The following is a 14,737-nucleotide window of genomic DNA, read 5'->3' as shown; positions in this document are numbered from 1 at the left end:
CATGCTGGGCTATCTGAGCGCCGTCGTCACCGCCATTTCGATGGCAACTTTCTTCGGCATCGTCTGGTGGGCCTGCTCGCGCGGCCGCCAGAGCGCCAACCGCGAATCGGCCATGCTGCCGTTCGCACTGCCCGATGAGTTCGGGCAGGGACAACAAGATGGAGCGAATCGGTCATGAGCGATTTCGTTAGCGGCTTCTGGGGGTATTTCATCTCGATCGTCGCCGTGGGCGGCGTGGTCTGGTGCGTGTGGCTGCTGTACACGCAGCGCCGCTGGCTCAGCACCAAGCCGGCCAACGGCAAGGTCGAGGACACGGGCCACGTCTGGGACGGCGACCTGACCGAGCTGAACAACCCGGTGCCGGGCTGGTGGACCTGGATGTACCTGCTGGCCTGCGCCTTCGCGCTGGGCTATCTGTTCTTCATGCCGGGCCTGGGTGAGTACAAGGGCCAGCTGGGCTACAGCAGCACCGAGGAAGTGGCCAGGCAGCAGGCCAAGATGGCCGAAGCCGTGCGTCCGATCTACGCGCGCTTCGAGACCATGGACATTCCGCAGATCGCCCAGGATCCAGGCGCTCGCGAAATCGGCCAGCGCCTGTTCCTGAACACCTGCGCGCAATGCCATGGCTCGGACGCCAAGGGCGGCCCCAGTTTTCCCAACCTGGCCGACGGCGACTGGCTGCACGGCGGCTCGCCTGAAGCCATCATGCAGACCATCACGCAGGGCCGCGTGGGCGTGATGCCGCCCTGGAAGGCCGCGATCGACGCCAAGACGGCTGCCGATATCGCCCAGTACGTGCGCTCGCTGTCGGGCCTGACGGCGGATCCGGTCCGCGTGTTCCGCGGCAAGCGCGAGTTCGCCAATTACTGCGTGGCCTGTCACGGCGTCGACGGCAAGGGCAACCAGGCGCTGGGCGCGCCCAACCTGACGGACGACGTCTGGCTCTACGGCAGCTCTGAAGCGACCATCGTCAAGACCATCCTGGATGGCCGCGACAATCGCATGCCGGCGCATGGCGACATCCTGACGCCGGAGCAGATCAAGATCCTGACGGCCTGGGTCTGGGGCTTGTCGAACAAGCCCGAAGCGACGGCCAGCGCCGCGCCGGGCACGGCAACGAAGTAAAGGCTTTACAGCGCGTTTTTGGGGGCCGCGCCTGGCGTGGCCCCCATATCACTGGACATACAGCAGGGAGCAGGAAATGGAAGATGGGTCAGCCGCAAGGGTCGGCACTACGCCTGACGGTGACCCGCCGCCCTGGCGGCCGCATGTGAGGCCGCCGCGTCCGGGGACGGAAACCCTGGAGCAGACGCTGGCGGGCGTGCGCAGCAAGATCTACCCGCGGTCCGTCAGCGGCATCTTCGCGCGCTGGCGCATCGCGTTCGTCTTTCTGACCCAGCTGATTTTCTACGGCCTGCCATGGCTGCAATGGAACGGCCGCCAGGCCGTGCTGTTCGACCTGGGCGCGCGCAAGTTCTATCTCTTCGGCCTGGTGCTGTGGCCGCAGGACGTGGTCTACCTGGCGGTGCTGCTGGTGATTTCGGCGCTGGCGCTGTTCCTGTTCACGGCGGTGGCGGGGCGGCTGTTCTGCGGCTACGCCTGTCCGCAGACCGTGTACACCGAGATCTTCATGTGGATCGAGCGCAAGGTCGAAGGCGACCGCGTCGCGCGCATCCGCCTGGACGAATCGCCCTGGACCTGGCGCAAGGTGCGCCTGAAACTCACCAAGCATTTCCTGTGGATCGCGCTGGCCTGGTGGACGGGCTCCACCTTCATCGGCTATTTCGCACCCATCCGCGAACTGGGCCATGAGCTGTTCGCGCTGCAACTCGGCCCCTGGCAGTGGTTCTGGATGCTGTTCTACGGCTTCGCCACCTGGGGCAACGCCGGCTTCATGCGCGAATCCGTGTGCAAGTACATGTGCCCGTACGCGCGCTTCCAGAGCGTGATGGTGGACCCCGACACCTTCGTGGTCACCTACGACAAGCGCCGCGGCGATCCGCGCGGCGGTCGCTCGCGCAAGGTGGACCACAAGGCCGCCGGGCTGGGCGACTGCGTCGATTGCAGCCTGTGCGTGCAGGTCTGTCCGACCGGCATCGACATACGCGACGGCCTGCAATACATGTGCATAGGCTGCGGCGCCTGTATCGACGCCTGCGAACAGGTCATGGACAAGATGCAGTACGAGCCCGGCCTGATCCGCTATACCTCGGAACGCGCCATGTTGGACGGGCTGTCCGCCAAGAGCGCCCGCTCCCATCTGCTGCGTCCGCGCGTGCTGATCTACGGCACGCTGATCCTGGCGCTGGCCATCGCTTTCGTGGCGTCGCTGGCCATGCGCAACCCCTTGCGGGTGGACGTGATCCGTGACCGCGGCGCGCTGGGGCGCGAAGTGGCCGGCGGCATGATCGAAAACGTGTACCGCCTGCAGATCATCAATACTTCCGACCAGCCGATGCGCCTGCAGCTCTCGGTCGAGGGCATGCCCGGCCTGAAGGTGATGATGGGACAGCAGGGCTCGGACACGGTCGACGTCGAGGCGGCGGCCAACAAGCTGGTGCCCATGGTGATCCGCGCGCCGGCTGGCGCCGAGCCGGGCGCCCATGCCATCACGCTGCGCGCGCGCGGCCAGGACGGCGAGAGCCGTCCGGTCGAGACCGACGAGCCCGCCAGCTTCTACGTACCCGATTGAATACTGAAAAGGACAAGCCCATGACCGCCGCCCAACCCGCCAAGACCGCCAAGCCCTGGTACCGCGAGCCCTGGCCCTGGATCCTGATGGCCGGCCCGTTCGTGGCCATGATAGGCTGCTTCGTCACGATCTATTTCGCTTTCACCAACTTCAGCAATCAGCCGATCCAGGAGGGCGTGGTCAAGCGCGGCCTGGTCATCGAGCAGGCCGCGTCCAGCGCCAATCCGTAATCGGGGAGAACACAGATGGGCTTGCGATCATTGATGTGGATCCTGTGGCCGTCCTTCATGGCGGCCGCGGCGGGGAGCGCGCTGATCTTCGCCCTGATCGACCCCCTGGATGTGGCGATCTTCGGGCATGTGCCTACCGGACGCACCGGCTTCTACACCGTGTCTTTCTTCGTGCTGTGGGTGATGGCGGGGTTGTCCAGCACGCTGACCGCTTACCTGATGCCCAAGGCCGAGGAACCCGAGGACCTGTAGCCGGGGCGCGGCGTGGCCGCGGCCCGGGGCCGTCGCAAGCGGCGGCCTATACCTTCTTCACGAACTCCGACTTCAGGCTCATCGCCCCGAAGCCGTCGATCTTGCAATCGATGTCGTGGTCGCTATCGACCAGGCGGATGCCCTTGACCTTGGTGCCCATCTTGATCACGCCGCCGGAACCCTTGAGTTTCAGGTCCTTGATGACGGTGACGGTGTCGCCGTCCTGCAGCACATTGCCGGCCGAGTCGCGGTAGACGCGCGCGGCTTCATCGGCAGATTCCGCGGCCTGCGCCGGCCATTCATGCGCGCATTCCGGGCAGACGTAGAGGGCGCCGTCTTCATAGGTGTATTCGGACTGGCATTTGGGACAGGCGGGCAGTGCGCTCACGTGTGGACCTCAGTGTAAAAAACGCGCGATGCGCAACACGCGATTGTACTGCGCGGCATGCTGTTTTCCCCTGCGCCGCGAGAGTTTTCCCCCTTTGTATTGCGCGCTCTCAAGCTGTTGCGTCGCCATGCAGCAAGCCCACGAAATGCCGCGCGGCGGCGCTCAGCGGACGGTCGCGCGGCACGATGCTGCCGAAGGCCGTCAGGCTTTGCCGGATCTGGTAGGGCAGTATCGCCAGCAGGCCATGCGCCGCGTAACGGCTGGCCACCGATTCCGGAATCACGCCCAGCATCGTCGATTTCATCGCCAGGTTCGTCGTGGTCAGGATGGACGCTGATTCGATCAGGCCCCTGGGCGTGGAGGCGTTGTGCGAACGGAACTCCTGTTCGATGACGTCGCGCATCGGACTGCCATGCGGCTGCAGCACCCAGGGATAGTCCAGCATGGCGTCAAAGCTCACGCGCTTGCGGCCGGCCAGCGGATGGTCCACCGACGCGATCACCGACAGCGCCTCGTCGCCGATCGGGCGAAAGACGTACTGGCTGTCCGACAGGGTCAGCATGCGGCCGATCACCACGTCCAGCTTGCCTTCGTTCATGCGGCCGATCAGCAGGTCGCTGGTGCCGGTGGAGATTTCTACCGCCAGCAGCGGATAGGTCTGTTTCAGGCGCAGCAGGGCGTCGGTCAGATGGCCGGGCGATGCGGCCATGATGCTGCCGATGAACAGCTTGCCCGCGCTGCCCAGGCGCAGCTCCTCCAGTTCGCGCGCCAGCGACGAGACCGTGCCGCGCATGCCCCGGAAGTACCCCATCACGCATTCGCCCGCCGCGGTCAGCGCCAGCCCGCGGCCGACCCGTCCGTATAGAGGCTGGCCGATGGCCAGTTCCAGCTCGTGCAGCATCTTGCTGGCCGCGGACTGGGTCATGTTGAGCTGGCTGGCGGCGGCGCGCAGCGTGCCGCGTTCCTCGATCGCCAGCAACAGGACGATCTGCCGCATGCGCAGCCGGGCCAACAGGGAAGGGACGTGGATCGCGCGTTCCATGATTGATCGCCTCAGGTGAACGATTAGTGCAAAAGTTTCATTTTACGGAAACAGCGCTTCTTTCTAAGATGGACTCACAAAAGATTGCCTCTTCAACGGGCAAAAAACCAACCAAGGAGACAACCATGAAGACTAGGCTATTGGCCGCGATGGCGGCCGGCGCCCTGTGCCTGTCGGCCCTGGCGCCCGTCCAGGCGCAGACCGCCGACTGGCCCAACAAGCCCCTGCGCCTGCTGGTGGGATCCGCGCCGGGCGGCGGCACCGACGCCATGGCGCGCGCCGTGGCCGACAAGCTGGGGCCCTTGCTCAAGCAGACCGTGGTGGTCGAGAACAAGCCGGGCGCGTCCAATACGCTGGCGGCCGACCTGGCGGCCAAGTCCACGGACGGCCACACCATGGTGATGGGGGTCTCTACCGCCCATGCCATCGCGCCGCACCTGCTGAAGCTGGGCTATGACAACGACCGCGACCTGACGCCGGTGGTGTTCGTGGGCGCCGTTCCCAACATCCTGGTGGTCAACAACGACGTGCCGGCCAAGTCGGTGCAGGAACTGATCGCTCTGCTCAAGAGCAAGCCTGGCACCTACAACTTTGCCAGCAGCGGCTCGGGCAGCACCCAGCACATCGCCGCCGAGCTGTTCAAGGACGCTACCGGAGTGCAGATGATCCACATCCCGTACCGCGGCAGCGGCCCGGCGCTGGTGGACCTGATGGGCGGGCAAGTGCAGATCGCGTTCGAGACCGCGTCTTCCGTGATCCCCCACATCAAGAGCGGCAAGGTGCGCGCGCTGGCCGTGCTGAGCGCCAAGCGCAACGCCCAGTTGCCCGACGTGCCGACGATGGCCGAGGCCGGCGTCCCAGGCGTGGAAATGAGCGCCTGGTACGGCATCTACACGCCCAGCGCCACGCCCGCTGCCAACCAGAAGCGCATCCATGACGCCGTCAACGGCATCCTGGCCCTGCCCGACACGCAGGCCCGCCTGCAGGCGATCGGCGCCGACATCAACCCGATGAGCCAGGAGCAGTTCGCGCAGTTCCATAAGAGCGAAAACCAGCGCTACGCCGGCGTCATCAAGAAGAACAACATTTCCGTGGAATGACCCAGACATGAGCAAGCAGCAGAAACCCGTCATCGCCCTGACCCTGGGCGACCCCGCAGGCATCGGCGCCGAACTGATCGCCCGCCTGCTGGCCAGACCCGAAGCCATGCAACAGGCGAACATCGTGCTGGTGGGCGACGAGTGGCTGTGGCGCGAAGGCCAGCGGGTGGCGGGCGTGCAGGTCGCCACCCAGCCCGTGGACAGCATCGAGGCGGTGCGCGGCCGGCCGGACACCGGCGCGCCCGCCTGGCTGGGGATGGATACCATCGACCCCGGCCAGGTGCATGTCGGCCAGGCCGAGGCCGCGGGCGGCGCGTCGGTGCTGCGGGTGCTCAACGCCTGCATGGACGCCGCGCGCGACGGCCACGTCGACGCCATCTGCTTCGCGCCCCTGAACAAGTACGCCATGAAGCTGGGCGGCCTGGGGCACGACGACGAACTGCACCACTTTGCGCAGTATCTGGGCGTGACCGGCTACTTCTGCGAGTTCAATACCCTGGGCGACCTGTGGACTTCGCGCGTGTCCTCGCATATTCCGTTGAAGGACGCGGCGGCCGCGCTCAGCATCGACGGCATCAAGGACGCTACCCGGCTGATCTACCGTTCGTTGCAGGCCAACGGCATTGCCGAGCCGCGCGTGGCGGTGGCGGCCTTCAATCCGCATGGCGGCGACGGCGGCACCTGCGGCCGCGAAGAGGTGGACATCATCGCGCCCGCCGTGCGGCAACTGAACGATGAGGGGCTGCCGGTGCAGGGCCCGTTCCCCGCCGACACCATCTTCCTGAAGGCCCAGGCCGGCGAGTTCCAGGCCATCGTCACCATGTACCACGACCAGGGCCAGATCGCGATCAAGCTGCTGGGCTTTTCGCGTGGAGTGACGGTGCAGGGCGGCCTGCCCATTCCCATCACCACGCCGGCCCACGGTACCGCCTACGACATCGCCGGCCAGGGCCGCGCCAATCTGGACGCCACCTGGCAGGCCTTTCTCATCGCCTGCCGCATGGGCCTGTCGCACCGCGCATCGCGCACGCGGGCGGGCTGATCCGCCGCTTTCATTCCATACCCTTATTCCAAGCAGGAAATCCTCATGAAGATCAAATCCGTCCGCGCCCGCGTCTACGAGTGGACCGGCAAGACCGTGCCGCCGCAGGGCAATTTCTGCTCCAACGCCATGGACCTGCTGTATTCCAAGCAGGAAACCATGAGCACCTTCCGCTTCCACGGCTGGACCGTGGTCGAGGTGGAGACGGACGACGGCATCGTGGGCCTGGGCAACGTGGCGCTGGCGCCGCGCGTGGCCAAGGCCATCATCGACCAGTACCTGGCCCCGCTGGTGATCGGGCAGGATCCCTGGGATTACGAATACCTGTGGCAGCGCATGTACCGCTCCACCCACGCCTGGGGCCGCAAGGGCGTGACCATGGCCGCGATTTCGGCGGTGGACCTGGCCATCTGGGACATCCTGGGCAAGTCGGTGAACAAGCCCGTCTTCAAGCTGCTGGGCGGCCGAACCAAGGAAAAGATCCCGGTCTACTACTCCAAGCTCTACCGCACCGACCTGAAGGCCATGCAGGAAGAGGCCCAGACCTATCTGGACCAGGGCTTCACGGCCTTCAAGATGCGCTTCGGCTACGGTCCGGCGCACCTGCAGAAGGGCGTGTCGGAGAACCTGAAGTCGGTGGAGGCGGTGCGCGAGGTGATCGGCTACGACACCGACCTGATGCTGGAGTGCTATATGGGCTGGAACCTGGAGTACGCCAAGCGCATCCTGCCCAAGCTGGAAAAGTTCGAGCCGCGCTGGCTGGAAGAGCCCGTCATCGCCGACGACATCGACGGCTATGCGGAACTGAACCAGCTGACCTCGATCCCGATCTCCGGCGGCGAACACGAATTCTCGCTCTATGGCTTCAAACAGTTGCTGGACCGCAAGGCGGTGTCGGTGGTGCAGTACGACACCAACCGCGTGGGCGGCATCACGGCGGCGCACAAGATCAACGCGCTGTGCGAGGCCTACAGCGTGCCGGTGGTGCCGCATGCCGGCCAGATGCACAATTACCACCTGACCATGAGCACGCTGGCCTCGCCCATGAGCGAGTACTTCCCCATGTTCGACGTGGAAGTCGGCAACGAGCTGTTCTATTACATCTTCGACGGCGAGCCGGTGGCCAAGGAAGGTTTCATCGACCTGGACGACGACAAGCCCGGCCTGGGCCTGACGTTGAAGACGGAATACCTCAAAGACTTCAACATCATCGAATGAACATGGCTACCTACCAGAACCCGCGTTATCGCGGCATATTCCCGGTCGTGCCCACCACCTTCACCGAATCCGGCGAGCTGGATCTGCCCAGCCAGAAGCGCGCGGTGGATTTCATGATCGACTCGGGCGTGGATGGCCTTTGCATCCTGGCCAATTTCTCCGAGCAGTTCGTGCTGTCGGACGACGAGCGCGAAATCCTGACGCGGACCATCCTGGAGCACGTCGCCGGCCGCGTGCCGGTGATCGTGACCACCACGCACTTCAGCACCCAGGTCTGCGCCGCGCGCAGCCGGCGCGCGCAGGAGCAGGGCGCCGCCATGCTGATGATCATGCCGCCTTACCACGGCGCGACGATCCGGGTGTCCGAGGAACAGGTGGCGGGATTCTTCCAGCGCGTGTCGGACACGGTGGATATCCCCATCATGATCCAGGATGCGCCGGTCGCAGGCACGCCGTTGTCGGCGGCGGCGCTGGCGCGGATGGCGCGCGAGATCGAGCACGTCGCCTACTTCAAGATCGAAACCGCGGGCGCGGCCAGCAAGCTGCGCGACCTGATCGCGCTGGGCGGCGAGGCCGTGGAAGGGCCCTGGGACGGCGAGGAAGCCATCACCCTGCTGCCCGACCTGGATGCCGGCGCCACCGGCTCCATGACCGGCGGGGGCTTCGCCGATGGCCTGCGGCCCATCATCGAGGCCCATCGCGCAGGCAGGCGCGACGAGGCCTACCGCCTGTACGAGCGCTGGTTGCCCCTGATCAATTACGAGAACCGGCAGGGCGGCATCCTCACGGCCAAGGCCTTGATGAAGGCCGGCGGCGTGATCGCGTGCGATGCGCCGCGCCACCCTTGGCCGGCCATGCGCGCAGAGGTCCGGCAGGGCCTGCTGGAGACCGCGAGCCGTCTTGATCCGCTGGTCCTGCGCTGGGCACGCTGAGCAGGGATTGATCAGCCTGCCAAACACACTGTTCCGTCACGGCGAACAAGCCTGTCACGCGTGACGGTTAAAATCCCTGGCTATCCATCCAGTCGGGGGCGCGTGTGCAGCCGGTCATTTCAGTTCAGGATCTATCCAAACGGTACGCATCCGGATTCCAGGCGCTCAAGAGCGTGAACCTGGATATCCGGCGCGGCGAGATCTTCGCCCTGCTCGGGCCCAACGGCGCGGGCAAGACCACGCTGATCAGCATCATCTGCGGCATCGTCAATCCCACCGCCGGCCGCGTGCTGGCAGACGGCCACGACATACTCACGGAGTTCCGCGCGGCCCGCGCCAAGATCGGCCTGGTGCCCCAGGAAATTTCCACCGACGCGTTCGAAAGCGTCTGGAACACCGTCAACTTCAGCCGCGGCCTGTTCGGCAAGCCGACCGACCACGCCTACATCGAAAAGGTGCTGCGCGACCTGTCCCTGTGGGACAAGAAGGACAGCCGCATCATGGCGCTGTCGGGCGGCATGAAGCGCCGCGTCATGATCGCCAAGGCGCTGTCGCACGAACCCGCGATCCTGTTCCTGGACGAGCCCACCGCCGGCGTGGACGTCGAGTTGCGGCGCGGCATGTGGGAAATGGTGCGGCGCCTGCGCGAAAGCGGCGTCACCATCATCCTCACCACGCACTACATCGAGGAAGCCCAGGAAATGGCCGACCGCATCGGCGTGATCCGCAAGGGCGAGATCATCCTGGTCGAAGAGAAGCACGCGCTGATGGCCAAGCTGGGCAAGCGCCAGCTGGCGCTGACGCTGAAGGCGCCGCTGCCGGGCATCCCCACGGCGCTGGACGCCTTCCAGCTGGACCTGTCCGACAACGGCCACAAGCTGGTCTACACCTACGACAACCAGGGCGGCGGGGAAATCTCCCGGCTGCTGCATGAGCTCTCGCGCCTGGAGATCGAATTCACCGACCTGAATTCGTCGGAAAGCTCGCTCGAGGATATCTTTGTCAGCCTGGTGCACGGTCAATCATGAACTTCTACGCCATCCGCGCTATCTACCTGTTTGAAATGGCCCGCGCGTGGCGCACGCTGATGCAGAGCGTGCTGTCGCCCGTGATCTCCACCTCGCTGTATTTCGTGGTGTTCGGTTCCGCCATCGGTTCGCACATGGTCGAGATCGACGGCGTGAGCTACGGCGCCTTCATCGTGCCCGGCATGATCATGCTGTCGCTGCTGACACAAAGCATCGCCAACGCGTCCTTCGGCATCTACATGCCGCGCTTCTCGGGCACCATCTACGAAATCCACTCGGCGCCCATCTCCTACGTGGAGATCGTCATGGGCTATGTGGGCGCTGCCGCCAGCAAGTCCATCATCCTGGGGCTCATCATGCTGGCCACGGCGCGCCTGTTCGTGTCGTTCGAGGTCGCGCATCCGTTCTGGATGCTGGGTTTCCTGGTGCTGACGGCCGTGACCTTCAGCCTGTTCGGCTTCATCATCGGCATCTGGGCGGATGGCTTCGAAAAGCTGCAGATCATCCCGCTGATGATCATCACGCCGCTGACCTTCCTGGGCGGCACCTTCTATTCCATCAAGATGCTGCCGCCGTTCTGGCAGACCGCCACGCTGTTCAATCCGGTGGTGTATCTGGTCAGCGGCTTTCGCTGGGCCTTCTATGGCGTGGCGGACGTCAGCGTCGGCGTCAGCGTGGGCATGACGCTGGTGTTCCTGCTGGCCTGCCTGATCGGCGTGCGCTGGATCTTCAAGACCGGCTACCGGCTGAAGACCTAGCCCAGACGGACAGGGGGACGGTGGCTCAGGCTTGGGCCGCCGGCGCGCGGCGGGCCAGGCCGTCATGGGCATCGAGCAGGCGCTCGCGCCAGGCGTGGACCGGATCGTCCTGGGCCAGCAGTTCCAGCGTGCTGGTGCAGCGCGCCCACATGAACATGCCAAACACCGCGTAGTCGGCATAGGCCGGCTGCGCGCCCGCCAGATAGGGCTGCTTGCCCAGCATCTGCCGCAAGGGCAGCAGCGCCGCGCGCAGCGCGGCGATCTGGTCTTCATAGCCCGCCGGCAGGTCTTCCAGCCGGCCGAAGCGCTTCTCCCGCGTGGCGCGGAAATAGTCCCGGTCCTTTTCATGGATCAGGCCGTGGATGCTGGGCAGCAGCAGCCGCGCCAGCGTCGGCACCAGGGTTGTGTCCGACCATGAATTCACGAAAAGGCTCAGCGCACGGCCGCTGGCGCCGCCGAACAACGAGGGCCGCTCGGGGAAGGTGTCTTCCAGGTAGCACGCGATCTGCCAGGAATCGCTGACGACATGGTCGCCGTGCACCAGCACCGGCACCAGCTTCTGGCCGGAAAAGTCTATGGCTTCCTTTTCGGTGAAGCGCCAGGGCACGGTCGCCGCGGTCAGGCCCTTGTGGGCCAGGGCCATGTGGGTCTTCCAGCAATGCGGGCTGAAGCGCAGCGAGGCGTCGGCGCCCGCCAGGTCATAGAGAGTGAGATCCGGGGTCAAGATACTGCGCTCCTTCTACGTGTCGGTGAGGGAATCCGGAACAGGATAACCGGTTGCGCAGGGCGGGTGGCTCAGGCTTGCCGGACCCGCTATTTGCCGGCGTCGGGCCGGGCCAGCGTGCGGCCTAGCAATTGGCCGGGCCAGCCATTCACGTCGAAGGTCGAAATCCGTTCGTAGCCGCAGGATTCGTAGAAGCGCACCAGAGCGCCGCTGCCGCCGCCGTAGCAGTCCACCCGCATGCGTTCCACGCCGGCGGCGCGCGCCTGCTCATCGGCAAATGCCAACAGGCGCCGGCCCAGGCCGCGCGCCCGGTCGTCGCGCGAGGCCACCAGCAACCTTACGTAGATTTCTGGTGCGGTCGCCGCAGGCACATAGGGCATGGATGCGCCCAGCACCAGCGCGCCATGGATGCCCCCGCCCGGTTCCTCGGCGACCCACGCCCCGGGCAGCGCGCAGGCTTCGGTCACGTTGGCGATGCGCTTGGGCAAGGCCGACCAGGGCTCGCTGCCCCATTGCCCCTCATTGCCCATGTCCACGAACCAGGCGATCACTTCGTCGAAGACCCGCAATACTGCGGGGGCATCTTCCACGCGTGCGCGGCGGATCGTCAGCTGGTTTGTCTCGTTTGCCGTCAAGGTCACAACGCCTCCTGGTTCCTTTCGCTCGGGTATCCCGAACTGGCGTCATCATAGTTGCGCCGCCAGGAGCCTGGGCGATTCGCGCTCAGTTCCACAGCAGCCTGAGCGCCGCCGCCGACAGATAAAGGCCGCAGCCGAACACCGCATGCGTCGCCAGGCTGCGCAGGCGGTTCCTCCAGGGCGTGGGCGTGCGGGACGCTGCAATCCCCGCGCCCATGGCGGGCTGCATGACGAAAAACGGCATGACGACGGTTGCCACGCCCACGGCCAGCGCGGGCAGCCATGTGGGATCACGCAACCATGCCGCGCCCTGGACGCCGACGAGCAGCGCGGCGAAGGCTACGCCCACGGCGTAGTGGATCGTCCACCCCAGCGCCGATTCGCCCGCGATGGGCTCGGCCCGGCCGATATTGGCGTGGGCGAGCTTGCCCCGGCACAGGTGGCCGGCCCACCGGCCGACCAGCGCGTAGCCCAGCGTGGGCATGCCCAGCGCTTTCTGGAGCATGCCCCACAGGTCCATCACGACCGTCGCGCCGATCCCGATCAAAACCACTTTCGCCGCCAATTCCATCGATTCCATGTCCTGTTCCTTCCGTTGATGACCGCATCGTTTGCAGGCATGATAGAAGTTGAAGTCAACTTCAAGTCAAGGAGGACGCCATGGATATTTCGGAAGTCGCCCGGCGCACGGGCCTGCCGGCCTCCACGCTGCGCTTCTATGAAAACAGGGGCTTGATCGCGGCGGTCAGCGCCGCCGGCGAGCGCCGGCGCTTTGCGCCCGGCGTGCTGGATCAACTGGCGCTGATTGCGCTGGGGCAGGCCGGCGGCCTGTCGCTGGACGAGATCCAGGCCATGCTTGCGCCCGACGGCGCGTTGCGGGTGGACAGGCAGTTGTTGCTGGACAAGGCCGACAGCATAGATGCGACCATCAAGCGCCTGCGGGCGATGAGTCAGGGCCTGCGCCATGCGGCGGTATGTCCTGCCGCCAACCATGCGCAATGCCCGACTTTCCAGCGCTTGCTGAAGGCGGCTTCCGGCAGGGTGAAGCAAAGCAGAACGGCTCCGGCCGTCGCAAAGAAAAAAAACGCCATCCGTTCCTGAGGACGGATGGCGCCAACACTAGCTCTCGGAGAGCCTTACCCTACTTCGCGGCGGGGGCGCCCTTGCCCATGCTCATCAAACGTTGCTTGAGCTGGGGGTCCTGCTGGATGGCCTGGCCGATGCCGTTGAATTCCTCGACGCTCAGGCCGTCGGCCTGCACCAGCTTCACCATCTTGGCGTCGGCTTCCTCGACGACCTTCTGCTTGGCGGCATCTGTCTTGGCGGCGTCGACCTTGGGACGGTATTCGTCGACGACGCCGGAAATCTTCTGCGAAGCCGAAGCGAAACGCTGCAATTGCTGGTCGGTCGGCTGGATCGCGGGTGGGGGCGCCATGCGCGGTTGGGCCTGGCCTTGCGCCTGGCTGGCTTGCTGCGCAAGGGCGGGAGCACCGGACAGCGCCGTCGCCAGCACGGCGGCGGACAGGAATGCATAAGTGGAACGCTGCATGAAACCTCCTTGTTCCGGTTGAATGTCGGGCCATGATGACGACCGGGGCGGTGCGGGGGCAAGTTTCGCGATGTGTTTTCCTGTTTCGGCAGGCCACGGGATCGGCGCGCGCCCCGGGAGGGAGTCCCCCGGGGCGCGGCGGAAACGTTTTGCGCGGTTTCGTAGTCGCTGCTGGCCGCGATGTTTCCTTAAATTTATGCGGGACGGGTCTACACGATCAGCATGCTCAGCATTACCAGCGCCAGCAGCAGCACGTAGACGCGGGCGTGCAGGCGGTCGGGGATGCGCGGGATCAGCGGCGCGGCCAACCGGATGCCGACCAGCGAGCCCAGCGCCAGCGCGGCGAAGGCCAGCAGGTCCACATAGCCCACGATCCAAGGCGCCAGCGGCTCGGCCAGGCCGCCGGCCGCCGCCATGTAGGCCAGCGTTCCCACCACCGCCACCGGCAGCGTCAGCGGGTTGGCCATGGCGGCCGCCTTGGCCATGGGCAGGCCGCGACGCCGCAGCAGCGGCACCGTCATGACGCTGCCGCCCACGCCCAGGAAGGCCGCCACCGCGCCGATGATCACGCCGCCGCCGACCAGGACGCCACGGTCCAGGGGCTGGGGAGACGCGTCCTGCTGCGCCATGAAACCCTGGCGCAGCAGGCAATCCAGGATGGTCACGCCCAGGTAGGCGATGAAGGCGTAGCGCACGAAGTCGCCGCTGGCGCGCGTGGCGGCGAGCGCGCCTAGCGCCGCGCCTGCGGCGATGAAGCCGGCCAGGGGCCAGACATAGGCCCGCAGGATGTTGCCGGCGCGCTGGTGCTTGCGCGTGGCCGCCACCGAATTCACGATCATGACGCAGGTGGAAGTGGCCACCGCGATGTGCATGGCCGCCAGGCCGATGGCGTCGTGCGCGCCGTGCGCGGCCGTCAACACCGCATACAGCACAGGCACCACGACAAAGCCGCCGCCAAAGCCGAACAGCACGGTCGTCACGCCGCTCAAGCAGCCGAACAGGGCCAGAACCAGATAAAGCATTGCTGCGTCCTTCCAGGGGAAAACGCCACGATACGGCGGCCGGCCTTGGCCCGCTTTCGAGGATGAGACAATAATATTCGAGTTTCGGCCAATCGACCTGCCGTGAAGGCGCTTGAACGGGC

At 65.8% G+C, this 14,737-nt stretch carries 19 protein-coding genes; 12 read left to right on the top strand and 7 right to left on the bottom strand.

Annotation, left to right across the window (positions count from 1 at the left end; all coding sequences use genetic code 11):
- Position 1: 1 nt before the first annotated feature.
- The 5 genes from HV793_RS25145 to HV793_RS25125 all read left to right on the top strand — a co-directional run bounded on the left by HV793_RS25145 (position 2) and on the right by HV793_RS25125 (position 3,174).
- A complete protein-coding gene (locus tag HV793_RS25145) occupies positions 2 to 178 on the top strand; it encodes a cbb3-type cytochrome oxidase subunit 3 (protein ID WP_054452859.1) in 177 nt (58 codons plus the stop codon).
- The gene (gene ccoP, locus HV793_RS25140) at positions 175 to 1,125 is read left to right on the top strand and encodes a cytochrome-c oxidase, cbb3-type subunit III (RefSeq protein WP_054452857.1); all 951 of its coding nucleotides are present in this window, start codon (positions 175 to 177) and stop codon (positions 1,123 to 1,125) included. Before HV793_RS25145 ends, ccoP begins: the two co-directional genes overlap by 4 nt.
- Before the next feature lie 76 nt (positions 1,126 to 1,201).
- Positions 1,202 to 2,692: a cytochrome c oxidase accessory protein CcoG gene (gene ccoG / locus HV793_RS25135; RefSeq protein WP_054452855.1), complete on the top strand. Its 1,491-nt coding sequence runs from the start codon at positions 1,202 to 1,204 to the stop codon at positions 2,690 to 2,692.
- A 20-nt stretch (positions 2,693 to 2,712) separates the two neighbouring features.
- Complete coding sequence (locus tag HV793_RS25130; RefSeq protein WP_054452853.1) at positions 2,713 to 2,922, top strand: FixH family protein; 210 nt, start codon at positions 2,713 to 2,715, stop codon at positions 2,920 to 2,922.
- A 15-nt stretch (positions 2,923 to 2,937) separates the two neighbouring features.
- The gene (locus tag HV793_RS25125; RefSeq protein WP_054452851.1) at positions 2,938 to 3,174 is read left to right on the top strand and encodes a hypothetical protein; all 237 of its coding nucleotides are present in this window, start codon (positions 2,938 to 2,940) and stop codon (positions 3,172 to 3,174) included.
- 46 nt (positions 3,175 to 3,220) lie between these two features.
- Here HV793_RS25125 and HV793_RS25120 read toward each other — a convergent pair whose 3' ends face one another.
- Together HV793_RS25120 and HV793_RS25115 are read right to left on the bottom strand one after the other, a co-directional pair.
- The gene (locus tag HV793_RS25120; RefSeq protein WP_054452849.1) at positions 3,221 to 3,562 is read right to left on the bottom strand and encodes a zinc ribbon domain-containing protein YjdM; all 342 of its coding nucleotides are present in this window, start codon (positions 3,560 to 3,562) and stop codon (positions 3,221 to 3,223) included.
- Positions 3,563 to 3,671: 109 nt separating this feature from the next.
- Positions 3,672 to 4,604: a LysR family transcriptional regulator gene (locus HV793_RS25115; RefSeq protein ID WP_054452847.1), complete on the bottom strand. Its 933-nt coding sequence runs from the start codon at positions 4,602 to 4,604 to the stop codon at positions 3,672 to 3,674.
- Positions 4,605 to 4,729: 125 nt separating this feature from the next.
- On the opposite strand from HV793_RS25115, the gene HV793_RS25110 reads away from it, so the two are divergent.
- The 6 genes from HV793_RS25110 to HV793_RS25085 all read left to right on the top strand — a co-directional run bounded on the left by HV793_RS25110 (position 4,730) and on the right by HV793_RS25085 (position 10,682).
- Positions 4,730 to 5,704, top strand: a complete 975-nt coding sequence (locus tag HV793_RS25110; RefSeq protein ID WP_175214106.1) for a Bug family tripartite tricarboxylate transporter substrate binding protein — start codon at positions 4,730 to 4,732, stop codon at positions 5,702 to 5,704.
- Between the two features lie 7 nt (positions 5,705 to 5,711).
- On the top strand, positions 5,712 to 6,746 hold the full coding sequence (locus HV793_RS25105; protein WP_054452843.1) for a 4-hydroxythreonine-4-phosphate dehydrogenase PdxA: 1,035 nt from the start codon (positions 5,712 to 5,714) through the stop codon (positions 6,744 to 6,746).
- Positions 6,747 to 6,791: 45 nt separating this feature from the next.
- Positions 6,792 to 7,964, top strand: a complete 1,173-nt coding sequence (locus HV793_RS25100) for an L-rhamnonate dehydratase (RefSeq protein WP_118932506.1) — start codon at positions 6,792 to 6,794, stop codon at positions 7,962 to 7,964.
- Between the two features lie 2 nt (positions 7,965 to 7,966).
- Positions 7,967 to 8,896, top strand: coding sequence for a dihydrodipicolinate synthase family protein (locus HV793_RS25095; RefSeq protein ID WP_175214105.1), 930 nt, complete (start codon positions 7,967 to 7,969; stop codon positions 8,894 to 8,896).
- 104 nt (positions 8,897 to 9,000) lie between these two features.
- Positions 9,001 to 9,924: an ABC transporter ATP-binding protein gene (locus HV793_RS25090; protein ID WP_054452839.1), complete on the top strand. Its 924-nt coding sequence runs from the start codon at positions 9,001 to 9,003 to the stop codon at positions 9,922 to 9,924.
- Positions 9,921 to 10,682, top strand: a complete 762-nt coding sequence (locus tag HV793_RS25085; protein ID WP_042794334.1) for an ABC transporter permease — start codon at positions 9,921 to 9,923, stop codon at positions 10,680 to 10,682. Before HV793_RS25090 ends, HV793_RS25085 begins: the two co-directional genes overlap by 4 nt.
- Positions 10,683 to 10,707: 25 nt before the next feature.
- On the opposite strand, the gene HV793_RS25080 is transcribed toward HV793_RS25085, so the two are convergent.
- The 3 genes from HV793_RS25080 to HV793_RS25070 form a co-directional block, all read right to left on the bottom strand.
- The gene (locus HV793_RS25080; RefSeq protein WP_054452837.1) at positions 10,708 to 11,406 is read right to left on the bottom strand and encodes a glutathione S-transferase family protein; all 699 of its coding nucleotides are present in this window, start codon (positions 11,404 to 11,406) and stop codon (positions 10,708 to 10,710) included.
- A gap of 89 nt (positions 11,407 to 11,495) precedes the next feature.
- A complete protein-coding gene (locus tag HV793_RS25075; RefSeq protein ID WP_233564528.1) occupies positions 11,496 to 12,047 on the bottom strand; it encodes a GNAT family N-acetyltransferase in 552 nt (183 codons plus the stop codon).
- A gap of 82 nt (positions 12,048 to 12,129) precedes the next feature.
- The gene (locus HV793_RS25070) at positions 12,130 to 12,624 is read right to left on the bottom strand and encodes a DUF2938 domain-containing protein (protein ID WP_175214104.1); all 495 of its coding nucleotides are present in this window, start codon (positions 12,622 to 12,624) and stop codon (positions 12,130 to 12,132) included.
- Between the two features lie 80 nt (positions 12,625 to 12,704).
- On the opposite strand from HV793_RS25070, the gene HV793_RS25065 reads away from it, so the two are divergent.
- On the top strand, positions 12,705 to 13,145 hold the full coding sequence (locus HV793_RS25065) for a helix-turn-helix domain-containing protein (RefSeq protein ID WP_054452829.1): 441 nt from the start codon (positions 12,705 to 12,707) through the stop codon (positions 13,143 to 13,145).
- A 40-nt stretch (positions 13,146 to 13,185) separates the two neighbouring features.
- On the opposite strand, the gene HV793_RS25060 is transcribed toward HV793_RS25065, so the two are convergent.
- Together HV793_RS25060 and HV793_RS25055 are read right to left on the bottom strand one after the other, a co-directional pair.
- Complete coding sequence (locus tag HV793_RS25060; protein WP_125470564.1) at positions 13,186 to 13,593, bottom strand: DUF4168 domain-containing protein; 408 nt, start codon at positions 13,591 to 13,593, stop codon at positions 13,186 to 13,188.
- A 209-nt stretch (positions 13,594 to 13,802) separates the two neighbouring features.
- Positions 13,803 to 14,615, bottom strand: a complete 813-nt coding sequence (locus tag HV793_RS25055; RefSeq protein ID WP_119449974.1) for a sulfite exporter TauE/SafE family protein — start codon at positions 14,613 to 14,615, stop codon at positions 13,803 to 13,805.
- Between the last annotated feature and the right edge of the window lie 122 nt (positions 14,616 to 14,737).

It is taken from the genome of Achromobacter aegrifaciens (genome assembly GCF_902859965.1).
Taxonomy (GTDB): Bacteria; Pseudomonadota; Gammaproteobacteria; order Burkholderiales; family Burkholderiaceae_B; genus Achromobacter; species Achromobacter aegrifaciens.
This window is presented reverse-complemented; position numbering and strand designations above follow the sequence as displayed.

Coding starts and splice junctions, on each gene's coding strand:
- HV793_RS25110 (WP_175214106.1), top strand. CDS start 4,730: ATGAAGACTAGGCTATTGGCCGCGATGGCGGCCGGCGCCCTGTGCCTG.
- ccoG (WP_054452855.1), top strand. CDS start 1,202: ATGGAAGATGGGTCAGCCGCAAGGGTCGGCACTACGCCTGACGGTGAC.
- HV793_RS25105 (WP_054452843.1), top strand. CDS start 5,712: ATGAGCAAGCAGCAGAAACCCGTCATCGCCCTGACCCTGGGCGACCCC.
- HV793_RS25125 (WP_054452851.1), top strand. CDS start 2,938: ATGGGCTTGCGATCATTGATGTGGATCCTGTGGCCGTCCTTCATGGCG.
- HV793_RS25095 (WP_175214105.1), top strand. CDS start 7,967: ATGGCTACCTACCAGAACCCGCGTTATCGCGGCATATTCCCGGTCGTG.
- HV793_RS25065 (WP_054452829.1), top strand. CDS start 12,705: ATGGATATTTCGGAAGTCGCCCGGCGCACGGGCCTGCCGGCCTCCACG.
- HV793_RS25070 (WP_175214104.1), bottom strand. CDS start 12,624: ATGGAATCGATGGAATTGGCGGCGAAAGTGGTTTTGATCGGGATCGGC.
- HV793_RS25145 (WP_054452859.1), top strand. CDS start 2: ATGCTGGGCTATCTGAGCGCCGTCGTCACCGCCATTTCGATGGCAACT.
- ccoP (WP_054452857.1), top strand. CDS start 175: ATGAGCGATTTCGTTAGCGGCTTCTGGGGGTATTTCATCTCGATCGTC.
- HV793_RS25060 (WP_125470564.1), bottom strand. CDS start 13,593: ATGCAGCGTTCCACTTATGCATTCCTGTCCGCCGCCGTGCTGGCGACG.
- HV793_RS25115 (WP_054452847.1), bottom strand. CDS start 4,604: ATGGAACGCGCGATCCACGTCCCTTCCCTGTTGGCCCGGCTGCGCATG.
- HV793_RS25130 (WP_054452853.1), top strand. CDS start 2,713: ATGACCGCCGCCCAACCCGCCAAGACCGCCAAGCCCTGGTACCGCGAG.
- HV793_RS25055 (WP_119449974.1), bottom strand. CDS start 14,615: ATGCTTTATCTGGTTCTGGCCCTGTTCGGCTGCTTGAGCGGCGTGACG.
- HV793_RS25100 (WP_118932506.1), top strand. CDS start 6,792: ATGAAGATCAAATCCGTCCGCGCCCGCGTCTACGAGTGGACCGGCAAG.
- HV793_RS25085 (WP_042794334.1), top strand. CDS start 9,921: ATGAACTTCTACGCCATCCGCGCTATCTACCTGTTTGAAATGGCCCGC.